The following is a 23,587-nucleotide window of genomic DNA, read 5'->3' as shown; positions in this document are numbered from 1 at the left end:
CCCTGAAGCCGGCCAGATTACTTGGCGAGGCCCTGGGGCGTGTATTCCACACCGTTGTGCGCCTGGATCTGCCGGATCACCGCCCACTGATCCTTGTAGGTGATCGGAACGAAGCGGCTGACACCTGCAAATTCCTCACCGAGCTTGTTGCCCGTGAAGTCGAAGCTGAAGAAAGCGTCCTTGATCTTTTCGACCAATTCGGGGTCGAGATCGTGTGCATAGTTGAAGGACGTGGTTGGAAACGGCTCGCTTTCCCAGACGAGGCGGACATCCTCCGGATCGTAAAGGCCGCGATCTGCCATGCGCTCCACGACTTCCGAAGCGACCGGCGCCGCATCGTAGTCGCCCGCGACGACACCGAGCATGGACTGATCGTGCGAGCCGGAATAGATCACTTCATAGTCCTTTTCCGGAACGACGCCGAGGTCCGGGAAAAGAGCGCGAGGCGCCTGATTGCCCGAATTCGAGGTCGGCGAGGTGTGCGCGACGCGCTTTCCCGCAAGGTCGGCAGGCGTCTTGATATCGGAATCGGCCTGGGTAAAGAGCTGCAGGCGGTATCCGAACTTGCCGCTGTCGCTGCCCATGATCGCGAACGGAACCGCGCCGGCAAGGTTCACGGCGAATGGTGTCGGACCGGTCGAAAAGCCCGCGATGTGCAGGCGGCCGGAGCGCATTGCCTCGACTTCGGCGGAGTTTGACTGGACGGCGAAAAACTGGACGTCCTTTCCGGTCACTTCTTCAAGATGGTCGATGAAGGGTTGCCAGATGTCGGCATAGACGGCCGGATCCTCGACCGGCGTATAGGCAAAGACCAGAGTGTCCGGGTTGCTGAGCTTGGCCGGATCGGACGGAGCGTCGGCGACGAGATCGCCGTTGGCGTCGCAATAAACGGTGTCGAGAGCGCCGCGGTTCGGGCAGTCGGCCGCCTGGGCGGCGGAAAGCGCAAAACCGGTGACGAAAGCCACGGAACCAAGCCGGGCCAGCAAATTTCTCATATTTTCCTCCCAATTTCAGATCCGTCCGGCACAGCAACGCTCTGCTGCGTCTCCTCGAAGGACCAAGCGCAGCCTAGCGGCGGCGCCCCGGCGAACACGAGCGCGGAAGTGTTAACAGAACAGGCCCGGCACGGCTTTTTTGTTAACAGTGTTACAGACACCGGTGAACGGCTGAAACAATTGCAACGAGTTTTCCGCCTCCCTGCCAATGGTCTTCATGATAGACACTTAAGAAAAACGAAAACGAGCAAGAGATGGATGGGAACGCCAGCAGACCGGTGATTGCAATCATCGACGACGATCCGGACGTGCGCGAGACATTAACTGCACTGATGGAGACGAGCGGTTTTGCGCCGGTCGCCTTCAAGGACAGCGCCGGTTTCAAGGCTTCCGGCGATCCGGGCGACTTCGACCTTGCACTGATCGATCTGCGCCTCAGGGGCGAATCCGGCCTGTCGCTGGCCATCCACATTCGCGAGTTTCATGAACTGCCCATTGTCATGCTGACGGGCGTCGGTGACGAGATCGACAAGATCATCGGACTGGAAACCGGTGCCGACGACTATCTGATGAAACCGTTCAATCCGCGCGAACTCGTTGCCCGGATCCGCGCGGTGCTGCGGCGCTACGGCCATGGGACAGGGTCCGGCCCCCGAAGTACCAGGGATCAGGAAATCGTCTTCGGCGACAAGCGGGTCAATCTGAAGCGGAGGGAACTCCTGGACCGGAACGGCGGCGAGATTCCGCTGACAAACGCGGAATACGTCCTGCTGGAGTATTTCGCCAGGAATCCGGACCGCATCATCCCGCGAACAGAACTGATGCGGGAAATAGGCAGCGACATGCAGCGCTACGTCGACCGGACAATCGATGTTCTGATCCTGCGGCTGAGGCGCAAGATCGAGGATGTCCCGTCCAAACCTGTTCATCTGCAGACGCGCAGGGCGCAGGGCTATATCTTCGTTCTTCAGGCGGCCTGAAGATGGGGGCGCCGCGTCTCCGCACTCCGGGCATCCGCACGCTGCTCCTGTCGGCGCTCGGCCTACTCCTGACGGTCATCCTTGTGATCGGTGCCATCGCCCTTTTCACGCTGAACAGCGCGGAAAACCGGCTTGCCACCTTTCACGACCAGACCTTGAGCGAAGTCTCGGACGCGCTCGAACTCTCGCGCAGCGCGTCAAAACTGGCGACGTCCGCCCCCTTCCTGATGACACTGAGTCCGAGTTTCCAGCTTGAGAGCGAGGCCGAAGACGTTCTTGATACCCTTCGCCAAATCGAAACGCTCGGCGATGGCGACCCCGAACTGACAATGCCTCTTGCCCGGATCCGGGCCGCGATCGCGGATCTGGTCCGGGTCATGGCGCCACAAGCCGGGAATGCGGCGACGCTGGCTTTGATCGAACAGGATCTCGACCGGCTGCAACGGCGTTTCCGGAAACTGGCGCAAACTCCAGGGCAAGCTCCAGGCGATCGCCAGGGATGGTCATCGCTGCAGCAGCTCGCAATGGCCGCCACCGGCGCCTTGCGCAGCCAGGATCTCATCAAGGTCGGCGAACGGCAGAGCCAGTATCGCCAGATCCGCACCGAACTGGACGAGAACCTGCCCGATTATCTGAGCGCCGCTCTGGGAGAAGTCGAGCAGGTGGTGCGCAAGAGGGGCGATCTCTTTTCGATACGCTTTTCCGAACTGGCCGCAAGGCTGGATGCGGAAAATGCGCTGTTCCGGATCCGCACGGAAGTCGCCCAGGTCAATGCCTATGCCTTGCGCAAGGTCACGGATGCGCGGCTCCGGCTTCAGGTATCGCGCGACCGGACCAGCACGAGCCTCACCTTCGCGAAGGCGGTGATCCTCGCGCTGACCGCACTCAGTCTGATCGTGGCGCTCTTGGCAGCCTTGTTCGTCTCGCGCTACGTCGTTGGAAATCTGCACCGGATCACCGATGTCATGCGGCGTCTCGCCTTGGGGGACCTCAAGGCGAAATTGCCCAGGAAATCCGGAACGTCGGATGAAATCGGGCAACTGTCCGAAGCCTTCCGGAAATTCCGCTCCAACGCACTGCGTCTTGAACGAAAGACGCGGGAGGTCTGGCGGCGGAACGAGTTGTTCATTACGGTTTTTGAGAATATCAGCGACGGCGTCGCGGTCCTGTCGCCGAGCGGCAGCATTCTTGCGGAAAATGCCCGTGTCCGGGAGTTGCTTCGCCTGAAACCGGCTGGAGACGACTCGCGCTTCACGCTCCCCGAACTGCTTCAAAAATCTCTCTTCGAACGCCGGTCGAGCGAAAACGAGCGGGCCGGTTTCGCGGAATATGCCGATCCGTCAGGACGCATCATTGAAGTGCGCCAGTCTCCCCTTCCCGACGGTGGTTCGGTTTGGCTATTTGCCGAAACGACGGAACGCAAGCGCATCGACGAACGGCTTGAGGAAATCCGGCGCGTCGAAAGCCTTGGCAAGGTCACGGGCGAGGTTGCGCACGACTTTGGCAATATCCTCTCCACCATCTCCGGCAATCTGCACATGCTGGAAGGCGAACTTTCGCCGAAGGCCTCGGTACTGCAGGCCCGCATCAACGACGCGGTCGAAATCGGCGTTTCCATGATAGAGCGGTTGCTCGCCTTCGCCCGCAAGCAGCATCTGGCCCCCCAGGAAACAGACATAGCCGCTATCGCGGTCGGCATGGAAGACCTGCTTTCCATGGCCCTGCCGGAAAGCGTTTCCTTGACCATCAGCTGCGCCGAAGGTCCACTGCTGGCGCGGATCGACCCGGGCCAGCTCGAAAGCGCCATCTTGAACCTGTGCGTCAATGCCGGACAAGCTATCGCGGGTGCGGGTCAAATCGAAATCGCGGTAAACCGGCAGGCAGAGGGCACCATCGAGCTCTCGGTCTCGGACGACGGTTGCGGAATGGACGCCGACACGCTTCGGCAGGCGGCGGAGCCTTTCTTCACGGCGCGTCCGGACGGCGAAGGCACCGGCCTCGGACTGTCCATGGTTCACGGGTTCGTACACCAGTCCGGCGGAACGATCCGGATCACCTCGATCCCCGGCCGGGGAACCTGCGTGACGCTGGCGTTCCCGGAGCAGGAGAGCATGGCAGCCAAGGCCCCTTCCCCCGCTTTCACCGGCAACGCCCTAGTGGTGGACGACGACAGCCGGTCGGCTCAAGCGCTGGCTGGACACTTGACGCGATTGGGCTTTGAGGTGGATGAGGCGCATTCGTTCGATGCGGCAAAAACCCGTCTCCGTTCGGGCAAGCCTCTTGCCGCCCTCGTGACGGATCTTCAATTGGACGACGGAAACTCAGGCTGGGCTTTGGTGCGCGAAGCGTTCGAATGCCATCCGCGCTGCAGGACGATCGCAGTCTCGGGACGCCTGCCGAACAAGCCCCCGCCAGACCTTGCTTCAAAACCGGGTTTCACGATGCTGCCCAAGCCTGTCAGTCCGGACGCCCTAGCCGAACAACTCACATCCGCCTCCGCCTGAAAGCAGCGGATAGAGGCCGGCTTTAGGCTTCTGTCGGCGGGACCAGTTTCATGCGGGAACGCTTAGACGAAAACCCTTGCAATGGCGGCCACGGCCAAGGCGGTCGCGGCTCTTTTGGGGCCCGCGAAGTCTGACGCTGGCTGACCCGGCACCATGAGGTTGATCCGGTTCAGGTCTGTCGCGTCCAGCTGGTCCAGATCGGCGGACTTCGCCGCCTCTTCCGCACTGATACGGATCTCGTCAAGCATCCGGACCAGGCTTTGCCAGATATGTATGGGAGGCGCTTCATTCGTATCGCACCAGCGAACAATTTCAGCTTCCGACACTTTCAAGGCCGCTGCGGCCTCGTCGGGAGAAAGCCCGATATATCCCATTACATCGCTGAAGTTACTCATTAAATTCCCCCAGACGCTAAATCTTCCGTAACGCCCTTGAGGATATTCTGCACTGCAATATGGCAAATTTAAAGAGCTTCACTCAATTTTAGTTAACTCGTACACCGGCAAAGCAATTCGGCTGGTGCGGCATGGACCGATTCTGTGAAGCTTTCTCGGCATTTCTTGCAGGGGTGGAGTGGCCGATTCCGACACCTCAAGAGGCGGATTGGTCAATTATCTGAAATATCAAAAGAAATTTGATATCGGTGGAAAACGCCTGGCGGCCCGATTGTCTGGTTCGGTTAATGATAGGTTTATCCAAACAAATCAACCTGATCCAACGTCACCGGACCTCTTTGATGAAGTTCAAGGGAAAATCCTTCATTGCGATCGTTTTATCGCCAGAGCAGCCCTTCGAGGCCTGGTTTCAGGAATTAGACCGTATCACGGCCCGCTCGCCGGGTTTTTTCATCGACCGGCCGATCATTCTGGACGTACGCGGCAGCAAGATCCCGATAGAAGACCTTGAAGACCTCCTTGCCGGCCTGTCGGAGCGCTCCATCCGGGTGATGGGGATCGACGGGGTTGCCGGCACCCGGCTGAAACCGGGCATGCCGCCGAGCTTTTCCGGCGGGCGTCTGACCGCGGACGTGGAAGTGCCCACTCCCGCCTCCGCCGAAGCGCAGTCGGAAGCAGCCGAGAGTGACGCGCAGGCGGACAAGCCCAAGGCGCAGGCCCCTGCAGCGGCCTGCGAACCGGTCAGGGAGAGCGACGGCGGCGAGGCCTCTTTCGAAGGGGCTTCCATCGTGATTTCAGAGCCCGTGCGCTCCGGCCAGAGCATCATGTTTCCGGAAGGCGACGTGACGGTGATCGGTTCGGTCAGTTCGGGCGCGGAGATCATTGCCGGGGGATCCATTCATGTCTACGGCGCCTTGCGCGGCCGGGCGCTGGCGGGCGTGGCCGGAAAGGACACGGCGCGCATCTTCTGCAGCAAGCTGGATGCGGAACTTGTCTCCATCAACGGGCTCTACAAGGTCGCGGACGATTTCGACGGAAGTTTGCGCAACGCGCCGGCGCAAATCCGGTTCGAAAACGAAACACTGGTCTTTGAACAACTGAATTAACGACGGTCGCGGTCCTGTGACTGGCCGCTCCGATAACAAACGGGACGAACACCATGAGCAACGCCACGGTCGTTGTAGTTACGTCGGGCAAGGGTGGCGTGGGCAAGACCACGTCCGCCGCCGCCATTGCCTCGGCGCTGGCGAAGGAAGGTTACCAGGTTTGCGCCATCGACTTCGATGTCGGCCTGCGCAACCTGGATCTCATCATGGGAGCCGAGCGGCGGGTCGTGTTCGACCTGGTAAACGTCGTGCGCGGCGAGGCCTCGATCAAGCAGGCGCTCGTGCGCGACAAGAAGCTCAACAATCTTTACCTGCTGCCGGCATCCCAGACCCGGGACAAGGATGCGTTGACCGATGAAGGCGTCGCTAGCGTGATTGAAGAATTGCGCATGTATTTTGACTGGGTGATCTGTGACAGCCCGGCCGGAATCGAACGCGGCGCGACCCTCGCCATGCGCTACGCGGACGAAGCCATCATCGTCTCCAATCCGGAGGTCTCCTCGGTGCGCGACTGCGACCGGATCATCGGCCTTCTGGACGCCAAGACAAAGGTTGCCGAGGAAGGCGGGCGGATGCCGAAGCATCTGCTGATCACCCGCTACGACACGGAGCGCGCGAAGACCGGGGACATGCTGGCGACGGACGATGTGGTCGACATTCTCTCCGTTCCGCTGATCGGCGTCGTTCCGGAAAGCAAGGACGTCTTGAAGGCCTCCAACGTTGGCCTGCCGGTCACCTTGTCGGATGAAACCTCGACGGCGGCACGCGCCTATACGGAAGCGACCCGGCGGCTGCTTGGCGAAAACATTCCCGTTACCATTCCCGAGGAGAAAAGAGGACTGCTTGGCAAGTTCTTCAAGGGGAGGGCCGCATGAATATCCTGAGCCTCTTTGGCAGAAGAGGCGAAAGCGCCTCCGTTGCCAAGAACCGGCTGCAAATTCTTCTGGCGCATGAGCGGGCGGACGACGGTTCCGACGCGGTTCTGATTTCCAGTCTGCGGGAGGATATCCTTGCCGTGGTCGCAAAGCGGGTCAACATCGATCCGGATTCGGTTCGCCTTGAAATGGACCGGTCCGGCGAAGTCACCACGCTTGGCATCGATATCGAATTGCCGCCCACGGCACGGGCGTCCTGACCCCTTCCGCGATTTCAAGTTGACGGGCGCCGGAACCTTCCGGCGTCCGGGTCAGCCTGCCTGCCGCTTCTTTTCGCCCGCCAAATCCCCGCTGTAATTCATCATGTTGGCGGAAAAGACCACATATTGCCCCCCGCCCCGGCGCTTGGCCGAATAGAGCGCCATATCCGCCTGTCTCAACAGCGCATCCGGATTGTTTGAGAACGCAACGCCGACACTTGCTCCAAAAACACAACAGGCGCCATTGATCTCCACCGGTTCGCTGAACTGGCCGATGATCGTCCGGGCAACCGTCAAGGTTCGGTCCCGCTCGGATTTCCCGAGAAAGACGATGAACTCGTCGCCGCCAAGGCGGAACACTTTTTCATTGGACCCTTTCAGCGACCGCAGGGAATCCGCGACATGCTGCAGCACGAGATCACCGGTTTCGTGGCCGTAGCTGTCGTTTATATCCTTGAAGTTGTCCAGATCGATATAAAGCAGCGCATGAAGGCCGCGATAGCCCTGCTCCCCCCTGAGTCTCGAGAGGGTTTCGTCGAGAAAGCGGCGGTTGCCCAGCCCTGTCAGCGGATCCTGGCGCGCCTGTTGCGCCAGCATTTCCTTGGCTTCAACCGCGTCCCGACGCGCGGCTTCCAGTTCCTTCACCATCGCCGTCGCGCGGCGGAAAAACTGGCGCGCCGAGCGATACATGGCGAGATAGACCAGGAATAGGGCCAGAACGGAAAACGGCAGAACGCTGGTCCCTAGCAGCTCCGGAGTCCAGATGAAGTACCCCAGCACGACACCGCCATGGCTAACAACCGGAGTACCGGCCCGCCAGTAGGAGGGAGCCCTTTCAGACAGATGAAGGTCCTCAAGCCGGTATCTTCGCGCCAGGCTATCGAGCAGCGAGGCATCCATCCTCTGAGCGAAAACCAGGACATGGTCCGTGCTCAAATCGCGCCCGTCGTCGTAGGACGTCACCAGAACCGCACTCGCGAGATAGAGATTCGCGAGGTCGCCGATCAGGCCGGTCGCAGGAACAGGGGCGGTGTCCCTGGGTCCGCTTCGGGCTTCCTGGATCAGGGTGTTCAGCGAGCCGCCGTAAAGCTCCGACAAATCGGCAACCCCAACCTTGCCGGCGATCACCTGAAACTTGGGCTTGTCCGAACCATCGAGAACATGAATGCCCTCGATATGCAGATCTTCCTGGAAGTAGTCGACGAAATTCTCGTTGGCCCAATTCATGTCGAGCTGGCTCACAAGATTGTCGACCGTTTCATTCCAGTAGCCGTAGTCCAGGGTTATGTCCGCCAGATGTACGGCGCGGTCCTCCAGGACACCCTTGAACACCTTTACCGAAGACTTTATCGACTGCCGATCGAGAATCTGACTGACAATCGTGGCAAATGCCAGCAGGCTCACCGCCCCGATCAGAACGATGGTCCAAAACGGCCTGGACAAACGCCGAATTTCTTCCGCCTCGCGGACGCGGCCTGTTTTCCGCACCTCGGTTAACCTGGCTACGCCATCAGGTCTGGAACGAGTATCCAAGTTTTCACCCTTGGTACTTTTTGCAATAAATCTATTTCTACCACTTAATATAGCATTACGCGACTCAACTTCCGATGACTTTGACCGGATATACCTAATCAATACTCAACTTATTTTCTTTTCAAAAATTTTCGGCAGCAAAAACGGCATGAAATTCAATTTTTAACAGTCTAAAATAAAGATTATCCCGCACTGGCATCGTCAAAAAAGACATTGTTGAAAGTAGATATCTCGATTCCACTATCAACTCCGGGGCTATTCGCTGGTGCTCATTTCCAGACGAGCCCGGCTGATTCCGTCAACCTGCTTCAACTCGACCATTGCCCTGTTGAGCTCCTCCCGGTCCACCGACTGGCTCACGAGCGTGGCGACGATTTCCAGCATCCCGTGACCGACAACCTCGGTTTCAATGTCCGCCACCGGATAACGGGCCTTGTTCAGGATCGTGTAAAGCGCTTCGCGCGCCTCCGAGGCCCTTGCGCTGTCAGCCAGAACGTAAACCTCGTAAATGGCTTCGCTCTCGGCGTCGCGGATCGGCGCCCGGTCGATGGCTTTGACCAGAGGCCGCAGCAAGGTGTTGCCGGCGATGACCATGACCGTGAGCAGCACGGCTTCCGCCACATAGTCCGCCCCCGCGCAGGCCCCGACCGCCGCGGAGGCCCAGAGGGTTGCGGCGGTGTTGAGGCCACGGACATCGCCGCCCTCTTTCATGATGACGCCCGCGCCCAGAAACCCGACACCGGAGACCACGTAGGAAATCACCCGCGCCGCGCCATCCGCCCCGGCGACAAGGACCGCCAGATCGACAAAGGCCGCCGCTCCGAGCGCCACAAGCACATTGGTTCGAAGCCCCGCGCTGCGCTGCCGGTACTGCCGCTCCGCCCCGATAAGCGTGCCAAGAACGAAGGCCGTCAGCAGGCTGACAACACTGTCCGCGAAGGAGGCTGGATTGAAGTTCTGGACAAACAGCATGAGGCGGGATCGTTCTTGATGAGGGCTATCGCCGGGGCCGGGGACCGGCTGTGCGAGCCGGCACCGGGATCTTTGAGTATCGCGCCCTTGAGAAGGCAATCGAAACAGTGAAGACAACTTCGATCCGGCAGGCTTCCGGAAGTTTATGACACGGTGATGTCAGTGAAACGACAGAATTGCCGGAAACCATTTCCTCAGCCTGAGGCCATCCAGTCGGAACCGGAATTGCCGATCCCGATCTTCCCGCATAAGCTGCCTGAAGGGGAGGACCGGCACGTGGCGACAGCACCTGGAGACTTCGACAGGGACCGGCTCGAGGCCTGGCTTCGCAGGCAGCCGGCGGAGATATCGGCGGCGATCGCCGCGAGAGTGGCTCTTAGAGCTGTCGCTGTCCTGATGGAAGCAAGCGCTGAGAATCTCCCCAAAAGATCGGATGCTTTATTGGCGGGGCTCAGGCTCTCGGCAATCTCCTGGCTTTGGGCTTCCGGGTCCAGATACGACGAAAACCTGCTTGCAGCCGCGGAGTTTGCGCGGGACCACGTGGCCTCCCTGGCGCAAAATCACAAGCTCACACCGGGAGAAAACAGCGCCTTGCAGGCGGCCAACCAGGCAAAGGACACCATCGCTTCCACATCCGGAATAGACGCGGCAAACCTTGCAACCGAAGCCGCCGTGATGGCCTTTGCGGCGGAAAATGACAGCGGCAAGAGCAGTTTCGCCAGCGCTGCGGCGCTGTCAGACGACCGCGATCAGGTTGATCGCGGCCTTGACGCTTCGGGTTTGGTTGTGCAGCCGCTTTGGCCGGAACACCAAATTTCCGGCGCATTTTCCGGAAGTTGGGACAGTCTGAAATCTGCCCTTCATGCACGCAACGAGGATTGGGACGACTGGATCGACTGGTATGAGGACCGGATTTATGGCCGCTCGCCGCTCGAGGAAACTCTTGAGATCGCACGCCTGACGCTGCCCGAAGCGATATGGAAACAAGGCCCGGTCTTTGCCAACTCCGAAATCCGGCACCTGCACGATCTTTTTCAAAAGGACGGCCCGGAATCCGTCCAGGCCCGGATGGAAGAGCTTCGTGGACAGTTTCCGGAGGCCGAAGAACCGGCTTCGACCACGCCGTCAATGAGCAAAGGCGCGTCCGCGCCCACTTCATCCACTCCAAACCGCACAGCACAAACCGTACAAAGCGCCTTCGACGCGGTGTCCGAAGCCGCGGAAAAGGCCGGCTCCTTTGTGCCGCCATCCCCTGCCCTGCCCAAGGTCTGGCTGCTGCAATACAACGAAGGCGACCGGGTCTCCACCTGGGTAGAAGAAGCCGTTCCCGGGTCTGTCGTTCGCTGGAAAACCGGCAAATCCCTGCCGAAGGACCTTCAGGCGGGCGATCCGGTGATCTACTGGCGCACGACGGACGCGGGCGGGGTCGTCGGCACCGGGCATATTCAGTCGCGGGAAACGGAGATGGAGGGTGGCATCCGGCGGCTGCCGACGGAAGTCCACGAGTTCTTCGAGGACGACCCGATTCCCCGCCGGGAAGCCATCGAGGCGGCCGGGATCGAGCGGAAGAACTGGCGCGGCGCGATCCTCGATCTGCCGAGCGACCAGGCGATCCGACTGAACGACCTTATTCGCTCGAGGGGTCGGCTGCCGGTTCTGCCCGACACCGCGCCGCCACCTGAACCGAACCGGGGAGACACCGGCCAGGGCGCGTCGCAATCGGGACAGGGGACCGGAACAGGCCACGACGAGGTCGACTCAGAGACCCGGTTCTCGCCCGACGACGCGGAGACCGAGCGCGACGATCTCGGCCGGGGCATTCTGGCCATCGCGCTCGCCCGCCGGCTCCATCTGATCTGGTGCCGGCTCAACGACGCCATGTGGCGGGAGCCGGACAAAAACGATGGTCCGGCAGCGGATCCACCCCACGACGCAACCGGCTGGACAGGGGTTCACGAAGACGAAATCACGGCGACCGGACAACAGGACGACGTTTTCTTCGACCGGTCGAGGCAGAGCACGCGAGCCGGGTTCGTGCTCCATCTCGATGCGCCCTGGGGCGGCGGCAAGACGACCTTCGCCAATTTCCTGGCCCGCGTGCTCAACCCGACCGGTTACCGGCACGGCAAAACCTCGTTTTTGACGAAACGCTACGGCGACGCGGATATCTCGACCGTTTTCCTGAGCGATCCGCTGCCCAGAGACGGGACGGGCGGAACCGGCGACGGTCGCGACTGGCCGGAGGACGCCCGCCGTCCCTGGATCGTGGTGCCCTTCAACGCCTGGCAAGCCCAGCATGTGAAGCCGCCCTGGTGGGTGTTTTACCAGACCATCCGCAAACGCTGCTTCGATTCCGTCATTTACGAAGGCTGGGCACCTGTGGAGGTGGGCAGCGGCCCGGCCGGCAAGCCGGGATGGGTTGAGCGACAGCTTCTGAAGCTGCGTCTGTGGGGACCGGAGATCTGGTGGCGGCTGTGGAACCCGAAGGTCAAGACGCTGTTCCTGACGGCCCTTGCCAGCGGTGCCCTGTTCCTGGCGCTCACCTGGGCCGGGGTGATCGACGTGCTCGGAACGGACGACAAGGCGAAGGCCGGGTTCGCGGTCTCCAACGGCTTTGGGTTCCTGCTCGGAGGACTGACCGGGATCAGCTTCCTTTGGGGCGTCGGCACGCTCTTCACCGAATCCATCCGCCCCGGCACCGATACGCTCGCCGAACGCATGTCGCTCGGCGCGGGCGACCCGTTCGAGCGGTTCCGCCGTCATTTCTACAGGACCATGGAACGGCTGAAGCGTCCGGTTCTGGTGATCGTCGACGATCTCGACCGGTGCAGCCCGGCGTTCATCGTTGATCTGGTGCGCGGCATGCAGACGCTCTTGCGCAGTCCGCGCGTGGTCTTCGTCGTACTCGGCGACCGCGACTGGATCGAGCGGGCCTTCGAGGTCCATCACAAGGACATGAACAAGGTCAGTGTCGGACCGGAGCAGACCTTCGGCGCGCGCTTTGTCGAAAAGGCGATCCAGATGTCCTTCATCCTGCCGGGCCTCGTCCCGGAGCGGCAGAAGGACTATGTCCGCCATCTGCTTCTGGGCGCGAAGGCCGACCGGCACAAGGACGCCGCGACGGATCTTTCAAGCGGCGCGACGCAGAACCTGAGGGTCTTCTTCCAGCGCGCTGTGAAGGAAAACCCGGCGCCGGTTCTCGACAGCGAGGCGCTGAAGGAACGGGTGCGGGAAAAGGCGGAAAGCGCGATGGCAACCTCCCCTGCCCCGGAAACGGCGAAGGAGGATGTGGCCCGGGTGATCTCCAATCCGGAGGCCTTCGATGCCTGGTTCAAGGACGAATACACGATCCACGCGGCTTCGGACGAGGACGTCGAAACGGAGATTTCCCACCGGCTGGAACCGCTCGCCGAGCACCTGCCGGCCAATCCCCGGCAGATCAAACGGATCATCAACGCGGTCACCATGTACAATGCGGTCGCCTTCCGCGAGCGCGGCTGGAAGCCCGACGACGCCCGCTGGCTGCAACTCGCCCGCTGGGTTGTCGTCATGACGGAATGGCCCAGGACCTGGCGCCTGCTCGCCTCCTATCCCGCCCTGACGGATCTGCTTTACGCCGCCGACCCGGGATCGGCCTTCCAGGAGATGAAGCAGGACACGGTGCGCCGGCCGGAATTGCCGGAAACGGAGAGCGCCGCACTTGAGGACGTCGAGCGCATCAAGAGCGACATCAAGCTGATGGCACTCCTTTCCGGCGAAGACGCCAGGGCCGGCGAAAAGCTCGACCGCAACGCGATCGCTGATCTCGTAGCCCTGACGCCACTGCACAGCCGCGAAGTGCTATCGGAGAGCGCTGCGGTGGGAGGGTGAGGTTGGGTGTTCCAGCACCGTCATTCCGGACAAGTGCAGCAAAGCTGCGCGCAGATCCGGAACCCAGAAGTCAGCGCGAGCGAAAGCGAGCACCAAAACTCCATCCATTCGTTCTGGTTCGATCAATGAGCGCCTGCGGCGCAGAATATGTCGGGATTCCGGATCGGCGCGCAGCTTTGCTGCACTTGTCCGGAATGACCGTTGGGGGAAAGTGCCGGTGTGCTCCCCGCCCTCACGCCTCGTAGACGATCTCCCGCGTCTCGCGGAATTTCACGTCCGGAAATTTCTCGGTGATATGGCCGATTTCCCAGGCGTTCTTGAACAGGAACACCGGCTTGTCGTCGCGGTCGTTGGCGATAGACATGCGGTGGCCTTCAATCATTTTCTGAAGGGTCTGCTGATCGGTCTCGATCCAGCGGGCCGTCGAATAGGGCACCGTCTCGAAGCCGATTTCCGTGCCGTATTCGGCCTTCAGGCGGTCGACCACCACGTCGAGCTGGAGCGCGCCGACCACGCCGACGATCCAGTTGGAGCCGAGATCCGGCTTGAAGATCTGGACCAGGCCTTCTTCGGCGAGGTCCTGCAGGCCCTGGCGCATCTGCTTCACCCGCATCGTGTCGCCGAGCCGTACGCGGCGCAGGATTTCCGGAGCGAAGGCCGGCAGGCCGGTGACGTGGATGTTCTCGCCCTCCGTCAGCGTGTCGCCGACGCGGAGCTGGCCGTGGTTGGGCACACCGATGACGTCGCCCGGATAGGCGAGATCGGCGATCTCGCGTTCCTCTGCGAAGAAGAAGATCGGCGCGGAGACGGCGATCTGCTTGCCGGCGCGCACGTGTTTCAACTTCATGCCACGCTTGAAGGTGCCCGAGCAAAGGCGCACGAAGGCGATGCGGTCGCGGTGTTTCGGGTCCATGTTGGCCTGGACCTTGAAGACGAAGCCGGAGACCTTGTCTTCTTCCGGCATGATGATGCGCCCGCCGGTCGCCGGCTGGGAGTGCGGCGGCGGAGCGAAATCGGCGATGAAGTCGAGCAGTTCCTCAATGCCGTAGTCGCGCAGTGCCGAGCCGAAGAACACCGGGGTCAGGTGGCCTTCCAAGAAACTTTCCTTGTCGAATTCGGCGTAACCTTCCGCACCGAGTTCAACGTTTTCCGTCAGTTCGTCCATAATCCGGTCGAAGACCGTGCCGGTCAGGACCTCGTCGTCGAGACCGGAGACGTCCTTCGTTTCGGCGTAAGGTCCGCCGCGTTCGCCGTCTGAGGTGTGGAACTGCTTCTTCTTCCAGTCATAGACGCCGAAGAAGTCCGAGCCCATGCCGACGGGCCAGGTCTGCGGCGAGACGTCGAGCGCCAGCGCCTCCTGGACCTCGTCGAGGATTTCCAGGGCGTGACGCCCTTCCCGGTCGATCTTGTTGACGAAGGTGATGATCGGGATGTCGCGCAGGCGGCAGACCTCGAAGAGCTTACGGGTCTGGGTTTCGATACCCTTGGCGGCGTCGATCACCATGACGGCGGCGTCAACGGCGGTCAGCGTGCGGTAGGTGTCTTCGGAAAAGTCCTCGTGGCCCGGCGTGTCGAGCAGATTGTAGATGATGCCCTTGCGCTCGAAGGTCATCACCGAGGACGACACGGAGATGCCGCGTTCCTGTTCGATCTTCATCCAGTCGGAGCGGGCGCGGCGGCGCTCGCCGCGCGCACGCACCTGGCCGGCGGCCCGGATCGCGCCGCCCGACAGGAGCAGCTTTTCCGTCAGCGTGGTCTTACCGGCGTCCGGGTGGGAAATGATCGCGAAGGTGCGCCGTGTCTGATAGGGCGCCGTGCCGTTCAGGCTCGTCATGGGTGTCTCCTCGCCCGCCGCACCGTTCGGGCTGCGCGAACTCACGGGATAACCGGGGCGCAGTCACACGTCTTGCGGGCGGACGGATTGATGTTTCGTTGGCGCAAGGTCATAGAGAGAATCCCGCCGAATTTCCAGAAGAGATTCGCACAAGTCCCGTCTTCGGGAGGAGAAGCGCTTGAGCCGCAGCAAATGCCTGATCGTCGGCGTCCTCATGACCGCCGCCACCGCGGTCATTCTTCTTGCCATGGGCCGGATCCCGATCTGTGACTGCGGCTATGTTCTTTTCTGGACGCCGGCAAGCGACGTCGCCGGCTCCTCGCAGCACATCGCGGACTGGTACACGCCTTCCCACATCATCCACGGCTTCCTGTTCTATTGGGCCCTGTGGCTTCTCTTCGGAAAATACACGGTCTGCGAACGGGCACTCGGCGCGATCTTCATCGAAGCCTCCTGGGAGGTCCTGGAGAATTCGCCCTGGATCATCGACCGCTACCGGGAGGCGACGATTGCCGTCGGCTATACCGGCGACAGCGTGCTGAACTCGGTCTTCGACATCATCTGGATGCTCCTGGGTTTTGTCTTCGCCTGGCGCATGCCGGTCTGGGTCACGATCCTCGTTGGCATCGCCTTCGAACTTCTGGCGCTCTGGGTCATCCGGGACAATCTCACGCTGAACGTGCTGATGCTTGTTTACCCGGTCGAGGCGATCAAGCTCTGGCAGGGCGGTTGAGGGGCCGACCTGCCTGCGACGTCATTCCGGACAAGTGCAGCCCGCCTGCGCGCCGATCCGGAATGACCATTTCCGGAGATTGAGAGCTGCCCTACCCCACCCGCTTCCGCGATATCCCCGCGCAGCTTTCGCGCACCACGAGGTCGCCGTGCAGCAGGTGACGCTGGGGCGGCAGGGAACGGTTCGCGAGCTTGTCGAGCAGGATGGTCATCGCCTTTTCGCCGATGTGGTGGCGGGGCTGGCGAATGGTGGTGAGGCCGGGCGAAATATTGCTGGCGAAGGGAATATCGTCGAACCCGAGCACGGAAAAATCTTCCGGAACCCGGTAGCCGCGCAGCTGAAGGGCGGAAATCACGCCGATGGCAGTGTTGTCGTTGAAGCAGAAGAAGGCCGTCGGCAGGTCGTCCTTGATGAAGAGCCGTTCCACCGCCGCCCGGCCGCTCTCGCTGGATCCGTCGCCGTCCACCCGCCAGTCGCGCAGGTTTTCCGGCGATTCCCGCAAGCCCTGGCGATAACCGGAATGACGGAGATCGGAGCGGATATCGGCCGGACCGCCGGAGATGTAGGTGATCCGCCGGTGGCCGAGCGAGATCAGGTATTCGGTCGCCACTTTCGCCGAGGCAACGTCGTCGACGCCGACATAGCTGATGTCCGGATTGGAGACCGGCTTCTCCGTGGCGACGATGGGCGGCAGGGCCGCCAGTTGGGTCGGCGGCTGGCCGGCGACCGGGATATGCCCCGTCAGAAGCAACAGTCCGTCGGCCATGCCCGTCGACAGGAAACGCAGGTAGTTCTGTTCGAGCCCGGGCGTTCCCTCGGTGTTGCCGATCAGGACGCCGTAGCCCCGGTCCGCGGCGGCCTTTTCCAGTCCCGTCAGGATGCCCGCGAAATTCGGGTCGGCGATGGAGGACGCCAGGACCAGCACCATCTGCGAACGTTGCATGCGCAGGTTCTGCGCCATGGCGTTCGCGGTATAGCCTGTGCGGGCAATCGCGGCGGTCACCTTCTTGCGGGTGCTCTCGGCGACCTTTTCCGGCGAGCGCAGCGCGCGACTGACGGTCGCGATGGACACGCCCGCAAGCTTTGCCACATCCTCGATCGTCGCCGGGCGCTCCACCGGACCGGTCATTTTTCAGCCTCGACCTTGCTGCACCGCGTGCATTCGATAAGTCCCTGAATCTCAAGCTTCATGACGCTGTATAAGCGCTTAAGCGCTTTGTGAAAAGGTTTACACAACCAAATGTAAAGGTTTACACGCCCAATGAAAACGATTACATGAATAGTATGGCGCCAACTCGGGAGAACACGGCAGCGCCTGGGAGGAAAATAATAATGTCACTGGAAACGTCCGCTTCGGCGGCGGTCATCGAAGCTGTCAACATCAGCAAGTCGTTCGGCCCGGTTCCGGTTCTCTTCAGTGTCAGCATGGATATCCGCCCCGGCGAGGTTCATGCGCTGATCGGCGAGAACGGTGCCGGCAAATCGACCCTGATGAAGATCCTGTCCGGGTTCCATGACCCGACCTCGGGACAGATCCGGCTCGACGGCAAGAGCGTCTCCCTGCCCCCGAACGGCGCCTCGGAAAAGCTCGGCATCGTTCTCATTCACCAGGAACTCAATCTCGCCGAACAGATGACCGTGGAAGAAAACGTCTTCCTCGGCCGCGAGCTGAAATCGCACGGACTGCTCGACCGCAAGGCCATGCGCGCCATCGTCCAGAGGCACCTCGACGAGATCGGCCTCGGCATTTCGCCGACCGACCGGATCTCCGACCTTACCATCGCCCAGAAGCAGATGGTCGAGATCGTCAAGGCCGTCAGCCGCAACGCGCGCATTCTCATCATGGACGAGCCCACCGCCGTCCTGACCGAAGAGGAGACGGAGGTCTTCTTCCGTCAGGTCGAGAAGCTGAAACAAGGCGGCGTGGGCATCATTTTCGTCTCCCACAAGCTCAACGAGGTGAAGGCCATTGCCGACCGGGTAACCATCCTGCGCGACGGCCAGTGGATCGACACCCGCCCGTCGAAGGACCTGACCCCGGACCTGATGGCACAGATGATGGTCGGCCGGGAGCTCTCCGACCTCTACCCGCCGATGGACGAAGCGGATGTCGATGCGGAAGTCGTTCTGGATGTCCGGAATCTCGTGGCCCCATCGGTCCGGGACGTCAGCTTTACGCTGCGACGCGGAGAAATTCTCGGTTTCTCAGGCCTGATCGGCTCCGGCCGGACGGCCGTCTTCGAGGCGATCTGCGGCCTCGCCCCCATCGAAGGCGGGAGCGTCCGCCTTTTCGGCAGGGAGGTCCGCCACATGAACGTCGCCGACGCCCGCGATGCCGGCCTTGCCTATCTGACCAAGGACCGCAAGGAAAAGGGCTTGCTCCTGGACAAGAAGATGCGGCCGAACCTGACGCTGTTCGCCCTGCCGAAATTCGTGAAGAATTTCGCGATCGACACGAAGGCGGAAGAAACCGCCCTGAAACGCGCGATCCGCCGCTTCGATGTCCGTGCCCTGGACGAGGAGATCACCGTCGGCAAGCTGTCCGGCGGCAACCAGCAGAAGCTCCTGCTCGCCAAGATCATGGAGTGCGACCCGAAGATCGTCATCATCGACGAGCCCACGCGCGGCATCGACGTCGGCACCAAGCAGCAGATCTATCATTTCATCGCAGCCCTTGCCGCAGACGGGGTCTCCGTTGTGGTCATCTCGTCCGAAATGCCGGAGATCATCGGCATCTGCCACCGGGTGGCGGTCATGCGCGAAGGCCGCATCACCGGGATCCTCAGCGGTGACCGTATCAACGAAAACGAAATCATGCGCTACGCCGCCGGGCTGAAACGGGAGGAACTCCATTGACCATGATGACCGCGTCCGACAACACGGCCACCAGCAAGCCCCGCCGCCCCACCGTCGACCTCAAGACCCTCGGTCCAGCGGTCGCCCTCCTGATCCTGTGCATCATCGGGTTCCTCTTGAACCCGGCCTTCATCAGCGAAGGTAATCTGACCAACCTGCTGACCCGCTCCGCCTTCATCGGCATCATCGCGGTCGGTGCGACGTTCGTCATCACCGCAGGCGGCATCGATCTTTCGGTCGGTTCCATGGCCGCCGCCATTGCCGGCGTCATGATCATCGTCATGGACGGTGCCGTCGAGACACTGGGAACCGGCGTTCCGACCGTGCTGCTCGGCTGCGGCGTGGCGGTCATCCTCGGCATCGGTGCCGGCTGGATCAACGGGGCGCTGACCACAAAGGGCAAGATCGAGGCCTTCATCGTCACGCTCGGCACCATGGGCATCTACCGCTCCCTGGTCACCTATTTCGCCGACGGCGGTACGCTTTCGCTCGATTTCGACGTGCGCGGCACCTACCGGCCGGTCTATTACGACTCCTTCCTGGGCCTGCCCTTCCCTGTCTGGGTGTTCATCGCGGTTGCCATCTGCGGCTGGCTGCTGCTCAACCGGACGGCCTTCGGGCGCTACTGTACGGCCATCGGGTCCAACGAGGCAGTCGCACGCTACTCCGCCATCAACGTCGACCGGGTGAAGACGCTGACCTATGTCATTCAGGGCCTCTGCGTCGCCTTCGCCACGATCATCTACGTGCCGCGCCTCGGCTCGGCCTCCGCCTCGACGGGCGTCCTCTGGGAGCTGGAGGCCATTGCGGCCGTGATCATCGGCGGCACCGTGCTCAAGGGCGGCTACGGGCGGATCGGCGGCACGATCCTGGGCGCGCTGATCCTGACGACCATCGGCAACATCCTGAACTTCACCGATCTGATCTCGAATTACCTGAACGGAACCATGCAGGGACTGATCATCATCGTCGCGGTGTTCCTGCAGCGCAGCGACTGGAAGCTGGCAGGACGCGGAAAATCCTGACGCTGGCGATCTGAGACAAAGGACCGTCCCCTTTTCAAGACCGGCGCGCACCGGACGGAAAAAGTGCGCCCAATCGGCAGGCATTGGAGGAGGAAACAATGCACATGAAGAAGATGCTGGGAGTGATGGCGGTTACCGGTTTGATGGCTTTTGCCGGCTCCGCGTCCGCACAGGAAAAAATCAAGATCGGCGTCAGCTACCCGACCCCGACACACGCCTGGGCCGCCGGCATGAACTGGCATGCGGAACAGGCGGAACAGCGGCTCGAAGCCCTTTACCCGGATGTCGACCTGATCCTGGTCAACTCGCCGGATCCCGAAGCCCAGGCAAGCGCACTGGAAGACCTCGTCTCCGTGCACCAGATCGATGGCCTTGTCGTTCTGCCCTTCGAATCCGAGCCGCTCACAGACCCGGTGCTGAACGTCAAGAACTCCGGCGCCTGGATAACGGTCGTTGACCGCGGCCTCAGCCAGCCGGGCATCGAGGATCTTTACGTCGCCGGCAACAATCCGGAACTCGGCCGGGTGTCGGCGCAATACATGAAGACGCGTCTCAAGGACGGCGACAACATCGTCGTCCTGCGCGGCATTCCGACCGTTATCGACAACGAGCGGTTCGATGCCTTCATGGCGGAAATCGAGGGATCGGGCATCAACGTGCTCGACCACAAGCATGCCAACTGGAACCGCGACGACGGCTTCGAGGTGATGCAGGACTTCCTGTCCCGCTTCCCCGATATCGACGCAGTCTGGGCGCAGGATGACGACATCGCCATCGGCGTGGTCGCCGCCCTGAAGCAGGCCGGCCGCGACGGCGACGGCATGTTCGTGGTCGGCGGTGCTGGCATGAAGGAGATCATCAAGGGCATCATGGACGGCGACGAACTGATGCCCGTCGACGTTCTCTACCCGCCCGCGATGATCGCAACGGCCATGGATCTGACGGTCAGTGCCTTCAAGTCCAACGGTCCGGTCGCCGGCCGCTACATTCTCGGCGCGACCCTGATCAACAAGGACAACGCGGAGAGCTACTACTTCCCGGAATCTCCGTTCTAAGTCCTTGACCTGAGCCGGGGCCTTTTGCGATGGGGTCCCGGCTCCCTTTGCCTTCCCTCGAGCTGAGTTGGATACCGCTGCGCCCCACTGCAGCCGCGATCCCATCCGGAGACAATCATGAAAACCATCAAGGGGCCCGCCCTGTTTCTCGCCCAGTTCGCCGCGGACGAAGCACCATTCAATTCCTGGGCATCGATCACGAAATGGGCCGCCGACTGCGGCTATGCCGGTGTGCAGGTCCCAAGCTGGGACGCGCGGCTGATCGACCTGCAGAAGGCTGCCAGTTCGAAAGCCTATTGCGAGGAATTCGCCGGCATCGCCCGGGAGAACGGTGTGGAGGTCACCGAACTTTCGACCCATCTTCAGGGCCAGCTTGTGGCGGTCCATCCGGCCTATGACACCGCATTCGACGGGTTCGCCGTGCCGGAGGTGCGCGGCAATCCAGCCGCCCGCCAGGCCTGGGCGGTCGATCAGGTCAAACTGGCGCTGGCCGCCAGCCGCAATCTCGGCATCTCCGCCCATGCGACCTTTTCCGGCGCGCTCGCCTGGCCCTATGTCTACCCGTGGCCGCAGCGCCCGGCCGGCCTGATCGAAACGGCCTTTGACGAGCTTGCGCGCCGCTGGCGGCCCATCCTCGACTATGCCGACGAGATGGGCGTCGATGTCTGCTATGAAATCCATCCCGGCGAGGATCTCCACGACGGCATCACCTTCGAAATGTTCCTGGGGCGCCTCGGCGGCCACAGCCGCTGCAAGATGCTCTACGATCCGTCACATTACGTACTGCAATGCCTCGACTACCTGGACAATATCGACATCTACCGCGACCGGATCGGCATGTTCCATGTCAAGGACGCCGAGTTCAATCCGACCGGACGCCAGGGCGTCTACGGCGGCTACCAGTCCTGGGTCGACCGGGCCGGACGGTTCCGGTCACTCGGCGACGGCCAGGTCGATTTCGGCGCGGTCTTTTCGAAGATGGCGGCAAACGATTTCGACGGCTGGGCGGTCGTCGAGTGGGAATGCTGCCTGAAGCACCCGGAAGACGGAGCCCGCGAGGGCGCGGCCTTCGTGAGGGACCACATCATCCGGGTCACCGAAAAGGCCTTTGACGATTTTGCCGATGGCGGTACTGATGATGCAGCCAACCGGGCCATGCTCGGACTCGGTTAGATCAGAAGTTTCAAGAAGTTGCCTCGAAACGCGGCAGTCGCGATTCAGGTACCTCACCCTCTGCTTCATGCTGAGGAGGCGCACAGCGCCGACTTCAAGGATGGGCCAATCGCGCAGGAACCAATTGCGCAGGAACCAGGCGCCCATCCTTCGAGACGGACCTTCGGCTCTGCTCGGGATGAGGTACAGGATCGGCGAAGACGACGGCACGGGGCCGGAAGTGATCCGGCACCAGAAAATCAATCAGGAGGACCGACATGGCCATTGAAGGAAAAGAAACTCCGGAAGCACGCCCCATTCGTCTCGGAATGGTCGGCGGCGGCAAGGACGCCTTTATCGGCGCGGTCCACCGGATCGCCTCGCGCATCGACGGACGCTACGATCTCGTGGCCGGCGCGCTTTCGTCAACACCGGAAAAGGCGCAGGAGTCCGGCCGGGCGCTCGGCCTCAAGGAGGACCGCATCTATTCTTCCTTCGAGGAGATGGCCAAACGCGAGGCGCGGCTGAAGGACGGCATCGAGGCGGTCGCCATCGTCACGCCGAACCATGTGCACTACCCGGCCGCCAAGGCATTTTTGAAACGCGGCATCCACGTCATCTGCGACAAGCCGCTGACGTCGACGCTGGCGGATGCGAAGAAACTCGCCAGGGCGGCGGAGGAGTCCAGCGCCCTCTTCTTCCTGACCCACAATTACACCGGCTATCCGATGGTCCGTCAGGCCCGCGAGATGGTCCGGGAGGGCGATCTCGGCACGATCCGGGTGGTTCAGGTGGAATATCCGCAGGACTGGCTGACGGTGGAGCAGCACAACAAGCAGGCCGAATGGCGCACCGATCCCGCCCGCTCCGGGGTTGGCGGTTCCACCGGCGACATCGGCACCCATGCCTACAACCTGGCCTCGTTCATCCTCGGCGAAACGGCGGAGTGCCTGGCCGCCGATCTGCAATCCTTCGTTCCCGGCCGTCCGGTCGACGACAACGCCCACGTGATGCTGCGCTACGCCAGCGGTGCGCGCGGCATGCTGTGGTGTTCGCAGGTCGCGCCCGGCAACGAGAACAATCTCAAGATCCGGATCTATGGCGACAAGGGCGGCCTCGAATGGCACCAGGAGGACCCGAACTACCTGCACTACACCCCATTCGGCGAGCCGAAACGTCTGATCACGCGCGGTGGAGCCGGCATGTCCGCCAGTATCGGACCGGCCACGCGTGTTCCCCCCGGCCACCCGGAAGGCTATCTGGAAGGCTTCGCCAACCTCTACAAGGATGCCGCCGATGCCATCCGGGCCCATCAAGCCGGACAGGAGACGGTTAGCCTGGTCCCGGGCATCGGTGACGGTCTCGCCGGGGTCCGCTTCGTAGACGCGTGTGTGCGCTCTTCGGCTAAGAACGCGGCCTGGGTCAAGCTGGAGGGGTAAGGA

At 61.8% G+C, this 23,587-nt stretch carries 18 protein-coding genes; 12 read left to right on the top strand and 6 right to left on the bottom strand.

Features of this window, described 5'->3' with window-relative positions:
* Positions 1 to 17 precede the first annotated feature (17 nt).
* Positions 18 to 986, bottom strand: a complete 969-nt coding sequence (gene phnD, locus JF539_RS04190; RefSeq protein WP_236042402.1) for a phosphate/phosphite/phosphonate ABC transporter substrate-binding protein — start codon at positions 984 to 986, stop codon at positions 18 to 20.
* A 263-nt stretch (positions 987 to 1,249) separates the two neighbouring features.
* Between phnD and JF539_RS04185 the strand changes: the two genes are divergently transcribed.
* Both JF539_RS04185 and JF539_RS04180 read left to right on the top strand, forming a co-directional pair.
* Entirely contained in the window at positions 1,250 to 1,975 is a 726-nt protein-coding gene (locus JF539_RS04185) for a response regulator (protein ID WP_207139081.1), read from the top strand.
* Positions 1,976 to 1,977: 2 nt separating this feature from the next.
* Positions 1,978 to 4,479, top strand: coding sequence for an ATP-binding protein (locus JF539_RS04180; RefSeq protein WP_207139080.1), 2,502 nt, complete (start codon positions 1,978 to 1,980; stop codon positions 4,477 to 4,479).
* A 62-nt stretch (positions 4,480 to 4,541) separates the two neighbouring features.
* Here the strand turns inward: JF539_RS04180 and JF539_RS04175 are convergent, their stop codons facing one another.
* Complete coding sequence (locus JF539_RS04175) at positions 4,542 to 4,874, bottom strand: hypothetical protein (protein ID WP_207139079.1); 333 nt, start codon at positions 4,872 to 4,874, stop codon at positions 4,542 to 4,544.
* A 341-nt stretch (positions 4,875 to 5,215) separates the two neighbouring features.
* On the opposite strand from JF539_RS04175, the gene minC reads away from it, so the two are divergent.
* From minC to minE, 3 genes are read left to right on the top strand one after another with little or no spacing between them, the layout of a single operon-like run.
* The gene (minC, locus tag JF539_RS04170; protein ID WP_207139077.1) at positions 5,216 to 5,980 is read left to right on the top strand and encodes a septum site-determining protein MinC; all 765 of its coding nucleotides are present in this window, start codon (positions 5,216 to 5,218) and stop codon (positions 5,978 to 5,980) included.
* A gap of 53 nt (positions 5,981 to 6,033) precedes the next feature.
* Positions 6,034 to 6,855, top strand: coding sequence for a septum site-determining protein MinD (minD, locus tag JF539_RS04165; RefSeq protein WP_207139076.1), 822 nt, complete (start codon positions 6,034 to 6,036; stop codon positions 6,853 to 6,855).
* Entirely contained in the window at positions 6,852 to 7,115 is a 264-nt protein-coding gene (minE, locus tag JF539_RS04160; protein WP_207139075.1) for a cell division topological specificity factor MinE, read from the top strand. Before minD ends, minE begins: the two co-directional genes overlap by 4 nt.
* 51 nt (positions 7,116 to 7,166) lie before the next feature.
* On the opposite strand, the gene JF539_RS04155 is transcribed toward minE, so the two are convergent.
* Both JF539_RS04155 and JF539_RS04150 read right to left on the bottom strand, forming a co-directional pair.
* Positions 7,167 to 8,558 (bottom strand): diguanylate cyclase domain-containing protein, encoded by a 1,392-nt coding sequence (locus JF539_RS04155; RefSeq protein ID WP_207139074.1) that lies wholly within the window; start codon positions 8,556 to 8,558, stop codon positions 7,167 to 7,169.
* A gap of 345 nt (positions 8,559 to 8,903) precedes the next feature.
* Entirely contained in the window at positions 8,904 to 9,620 is a 717-nt protein-coding gene (locus JF539_RS04150) for an MgtC/SapB family protein (protein ID WP_207139073.1), read from the bottom strand.
* Between the two features lie 276 nt (positions 9,621 to 9,896).
* On the opposite strand from JF539_RS04150, the gene JF539_RS27965 reads away from it, so the two are divergent.
* Positions 9,897 to 13,490 carry a P-loop NTPase fold protein gene (locus JF539_RS27965; RefSeq protein ID WP_207139072.1) on the top strand — a complete coding sequence of 1,198 codons (3,594 nt, stop codon included), beginning with the start codon at positions 9,897 to 9,899 and terminating at the stop codon, positions 13,488 to 13,490.
* Positions 13,491 to 13,722: 232 nt separating this feature from the next.
* Here JF539_RS27965 and JF539_RS04140 read toward each other — a convergent pair whose 3' ends face one another.
* Positions 13,723 to 15,324, bottom strand: a complete 1,602-nt coding sequence (locus JF539_RS04140) for a peptide chain release factor 3 (RefSeq protein ID WP_207139071.1) — start codon at positions 15,322 to 15,324, stop codon at positions 13,723 to 13,725.
* Positions 15,325 to 15,502: 178 nt separating this feature from the next.
* Here JF539_RS04140 and JF539_RS04135 point away from each other — a divergent pair, with 178 nt between their 5' ends.
* Complete coding sequence (locus JF539_RS04135; RefSeq protein ID WP_207139070.1) at positions 15,503 to 16,057, top strand: DUF2585 domain-containing protein; 555 nt, start codon at positions 15,503 to 15,505, stop codon at positions 16,055 to 16,057.
* A 91-nt stretch (positions 16,058 to 16,148) separates the two neighbouring features.
* Here JF539_RS04135 and JF539_RS04130 read toward each other — a convergent pair whose 3' ends face one another.
* On the bottom strand, positions 16,149 to 17,186 hold the full coding sequence (locus JF539_RS04130; RefSeq protein WP_207139069.1) for a LacI family DNA-binding transcriptional regulator: 1,038 nt from the start codon (positions 17,184 to 17,186) through the stop codon (positions 16,149 to 16,151).
* Between the two features lie 203 nt (positions 17,187 to 17,389).
* Here JF539_RS04130 and JF539_RS04125 point away from each other — a divergent pair, with 203 nt between their 5' ends.
* The 5 genes from JF539_RS04125 to JF539_RS04105 all read left to right on the top strand — a co-directional run bounded on the left by JF539_RS04125 (position 17,390) and on the right by JF539_RS04105 (position 23,584).
* Complete coding sequence (locus JF539_RS04125) at positions 17,390 to 18,913, top strand: sugar ABC transporter ATP-binding protein (protein WP_207139068.1); 1,524 nt, start codon at positions 17,390 to 17,392, stop codon at positions 18,911 to 18,913.
* Between the two features lie 2 nt (positions 18,914 to 18,915).
* Entirely contained in the window at positions 18,916 to 19,938 is a 1,023-nt protein-coding gene (locus tag JF539_RS04120; RefSeq protein ID WP_207140835.1) for an ABC transporter permease, read from the top strand.
* 104 nt (positions 19,939 to 20,042) lie between these two features.
* Positions 20,043 to 20,993: a substrate-binding domain-containing protein gene (locus JF539_RS04115; protein ID WP_209017160.1), complete on the top strand. Its 951-nt coding sequence runs from the start codon at positions 20,043 to 20,045 to the stop codon at positions 20,991 to 20,993.
* Positions 20,994 to 21,110: 117 nt separating this feature from the next.
* Positions 21,111 to 22,166, top strand: a complete 1,056-nt coding sequence (locus tag JF539_RS04110) for a sugar phosphate isomerase/epimerase family protein (protein ID WP_207139066.1) — start codon at positions 21,111 to 21,113, stop codon at positions 22,164 to 22,166.
* 257 nt (positions 22,167 to 22,423) lie between these two features.
* Complete coding sequence (locus JF539_RS04105; protein ID WP_207139065.1) at positions 22,424 to 23,584, top strand: Gfo/Idh/MocA family protein; 1,161 nt, start codon at positions 22,424 to 22,426, stop codon at positions 23,582 to 23,584.
* Positions 23,585 to 23,587 lie beyond the last annotated feature (3 nt).

It is taken from the genome of Roseibium aggregatum, from assembly GCF_017309185.1.
Taxonomy (GTDB): Bacteria; Pseudomonadota; Alphaproteobacteria; order Rhizobiales; family Stappiaceae; genus Roseibium; species Roseibium aggregatum_B.
The sequence above is the reverse complement of the archived record's forward strand: the minus strand, read 5'-3'. Positions and strand labels throughout refer to the sequence as shown.

What these genes read in the sequence shown, in the direction of transcription:
- JF539_RS04185 (WP_207139081.1), top strand. Translation starts at nt 1,250, where the DNA reads ATGGATGGGAACGCCAGCAGACCGGTGATTGCAATCATCGACGACGAT.
- JF539_RS04180 (WP_207139080.1), top strand. Translation starts at nt 1,978, where the DNA reads ATGGGGGCGCCGCGTCTCCGCACTCCGGGCATCCGCACGCTGCTCCTG.
- JF539_RS04175 (WP_207139079.1), bottom strand. Translation starts at nt 4,874, where the DNA reads ATGAGTAACTTCAGCGATGTAATGGGATATATCGGGCTTTCTCCCGAC.
- minC (WP_207139077.1), top strand. Translation starts at nt 5,216, where the DNA reads ATGAAGTTCAAGGGAAAATCCTTCATTGCGATCGTTTTATCGCCAGAG.
- minD (WP_207139076.1), top strand. Translation starts at nt 6,034, where the DNA reads ATGAGCAACGCCACGGTCGTTGTAGTTACGTCGGGCAAGGGTGGCGTG.
- minE (WP_207139075.1), top strand. Translation starts at nt 6,852, where the DNA reads ATGAATATCCTGAGCCTCTTTGGCAGAAGAGGCGAAAGCGCCTCCGTT.
- JF539_RS04150 (WP_207139073.1), bottom strand. Translation starts at nt 9,620, where the DNA reads ATGCTGTTTGTCCAGAACTTCAATCCAGCCTCCTTCGCGGACAGTGTT.
- JF539_RS04140 (WP_207139071.1), bottom strand. Translation starts at nt 15,324, where the DNA reads ATGACGAGCCTGAACGGCACGGCGCCCTATCAGACACGGCGCACCTTC.
- JF539_RS04130 (WP_207139069.1), bottom strand. Translation starts at nt 17,186, where the DNA reads ATGACCGGTCCGGTGGAGCGCCCGGCGACGATCGAGGATGTGGCAAAG.
- JF539_RS04125 (WP_207139068.1), top strand. Translation starts at nt 17,390, where the DNA reads ATGTCACTGGAAACGTCCGCTTCGGCGGCGGTCATCGAAGCTGTCAAC.
- JF539_RS04120 (WP_207140835.1), top strand. Translation starts at nt 18,916, where the DNA reads ATGATGACCGCGTCCGACAACACGGCCACCAGCAAGCCCCGCCGCCCC.
- JF539_RS04115 (WP_209017160.1), top strand. Translation starts at nt 20,043, where the DNA reads ATGAAGAAGATGCTGGGAGTGATGGCGGTTACCGGTTTGATGGCTTTT.
- JF539_RS04110 (WP_207139066.1), top strand. Translation starts at nt 21,111, where the DNA reads ATGAAAACCATCAAGGGGCCCGCCCTGTTTCTCGCCCAGTTCGCCGCG.
- JF539_RS04105 (WP_207139065.1), top strand. Translation starts at nt 22,424, where the DNA reads ATGGCCATTGAAGGAAAAGAAACTCCGGAAGCACGCCCCATTCGTCTC.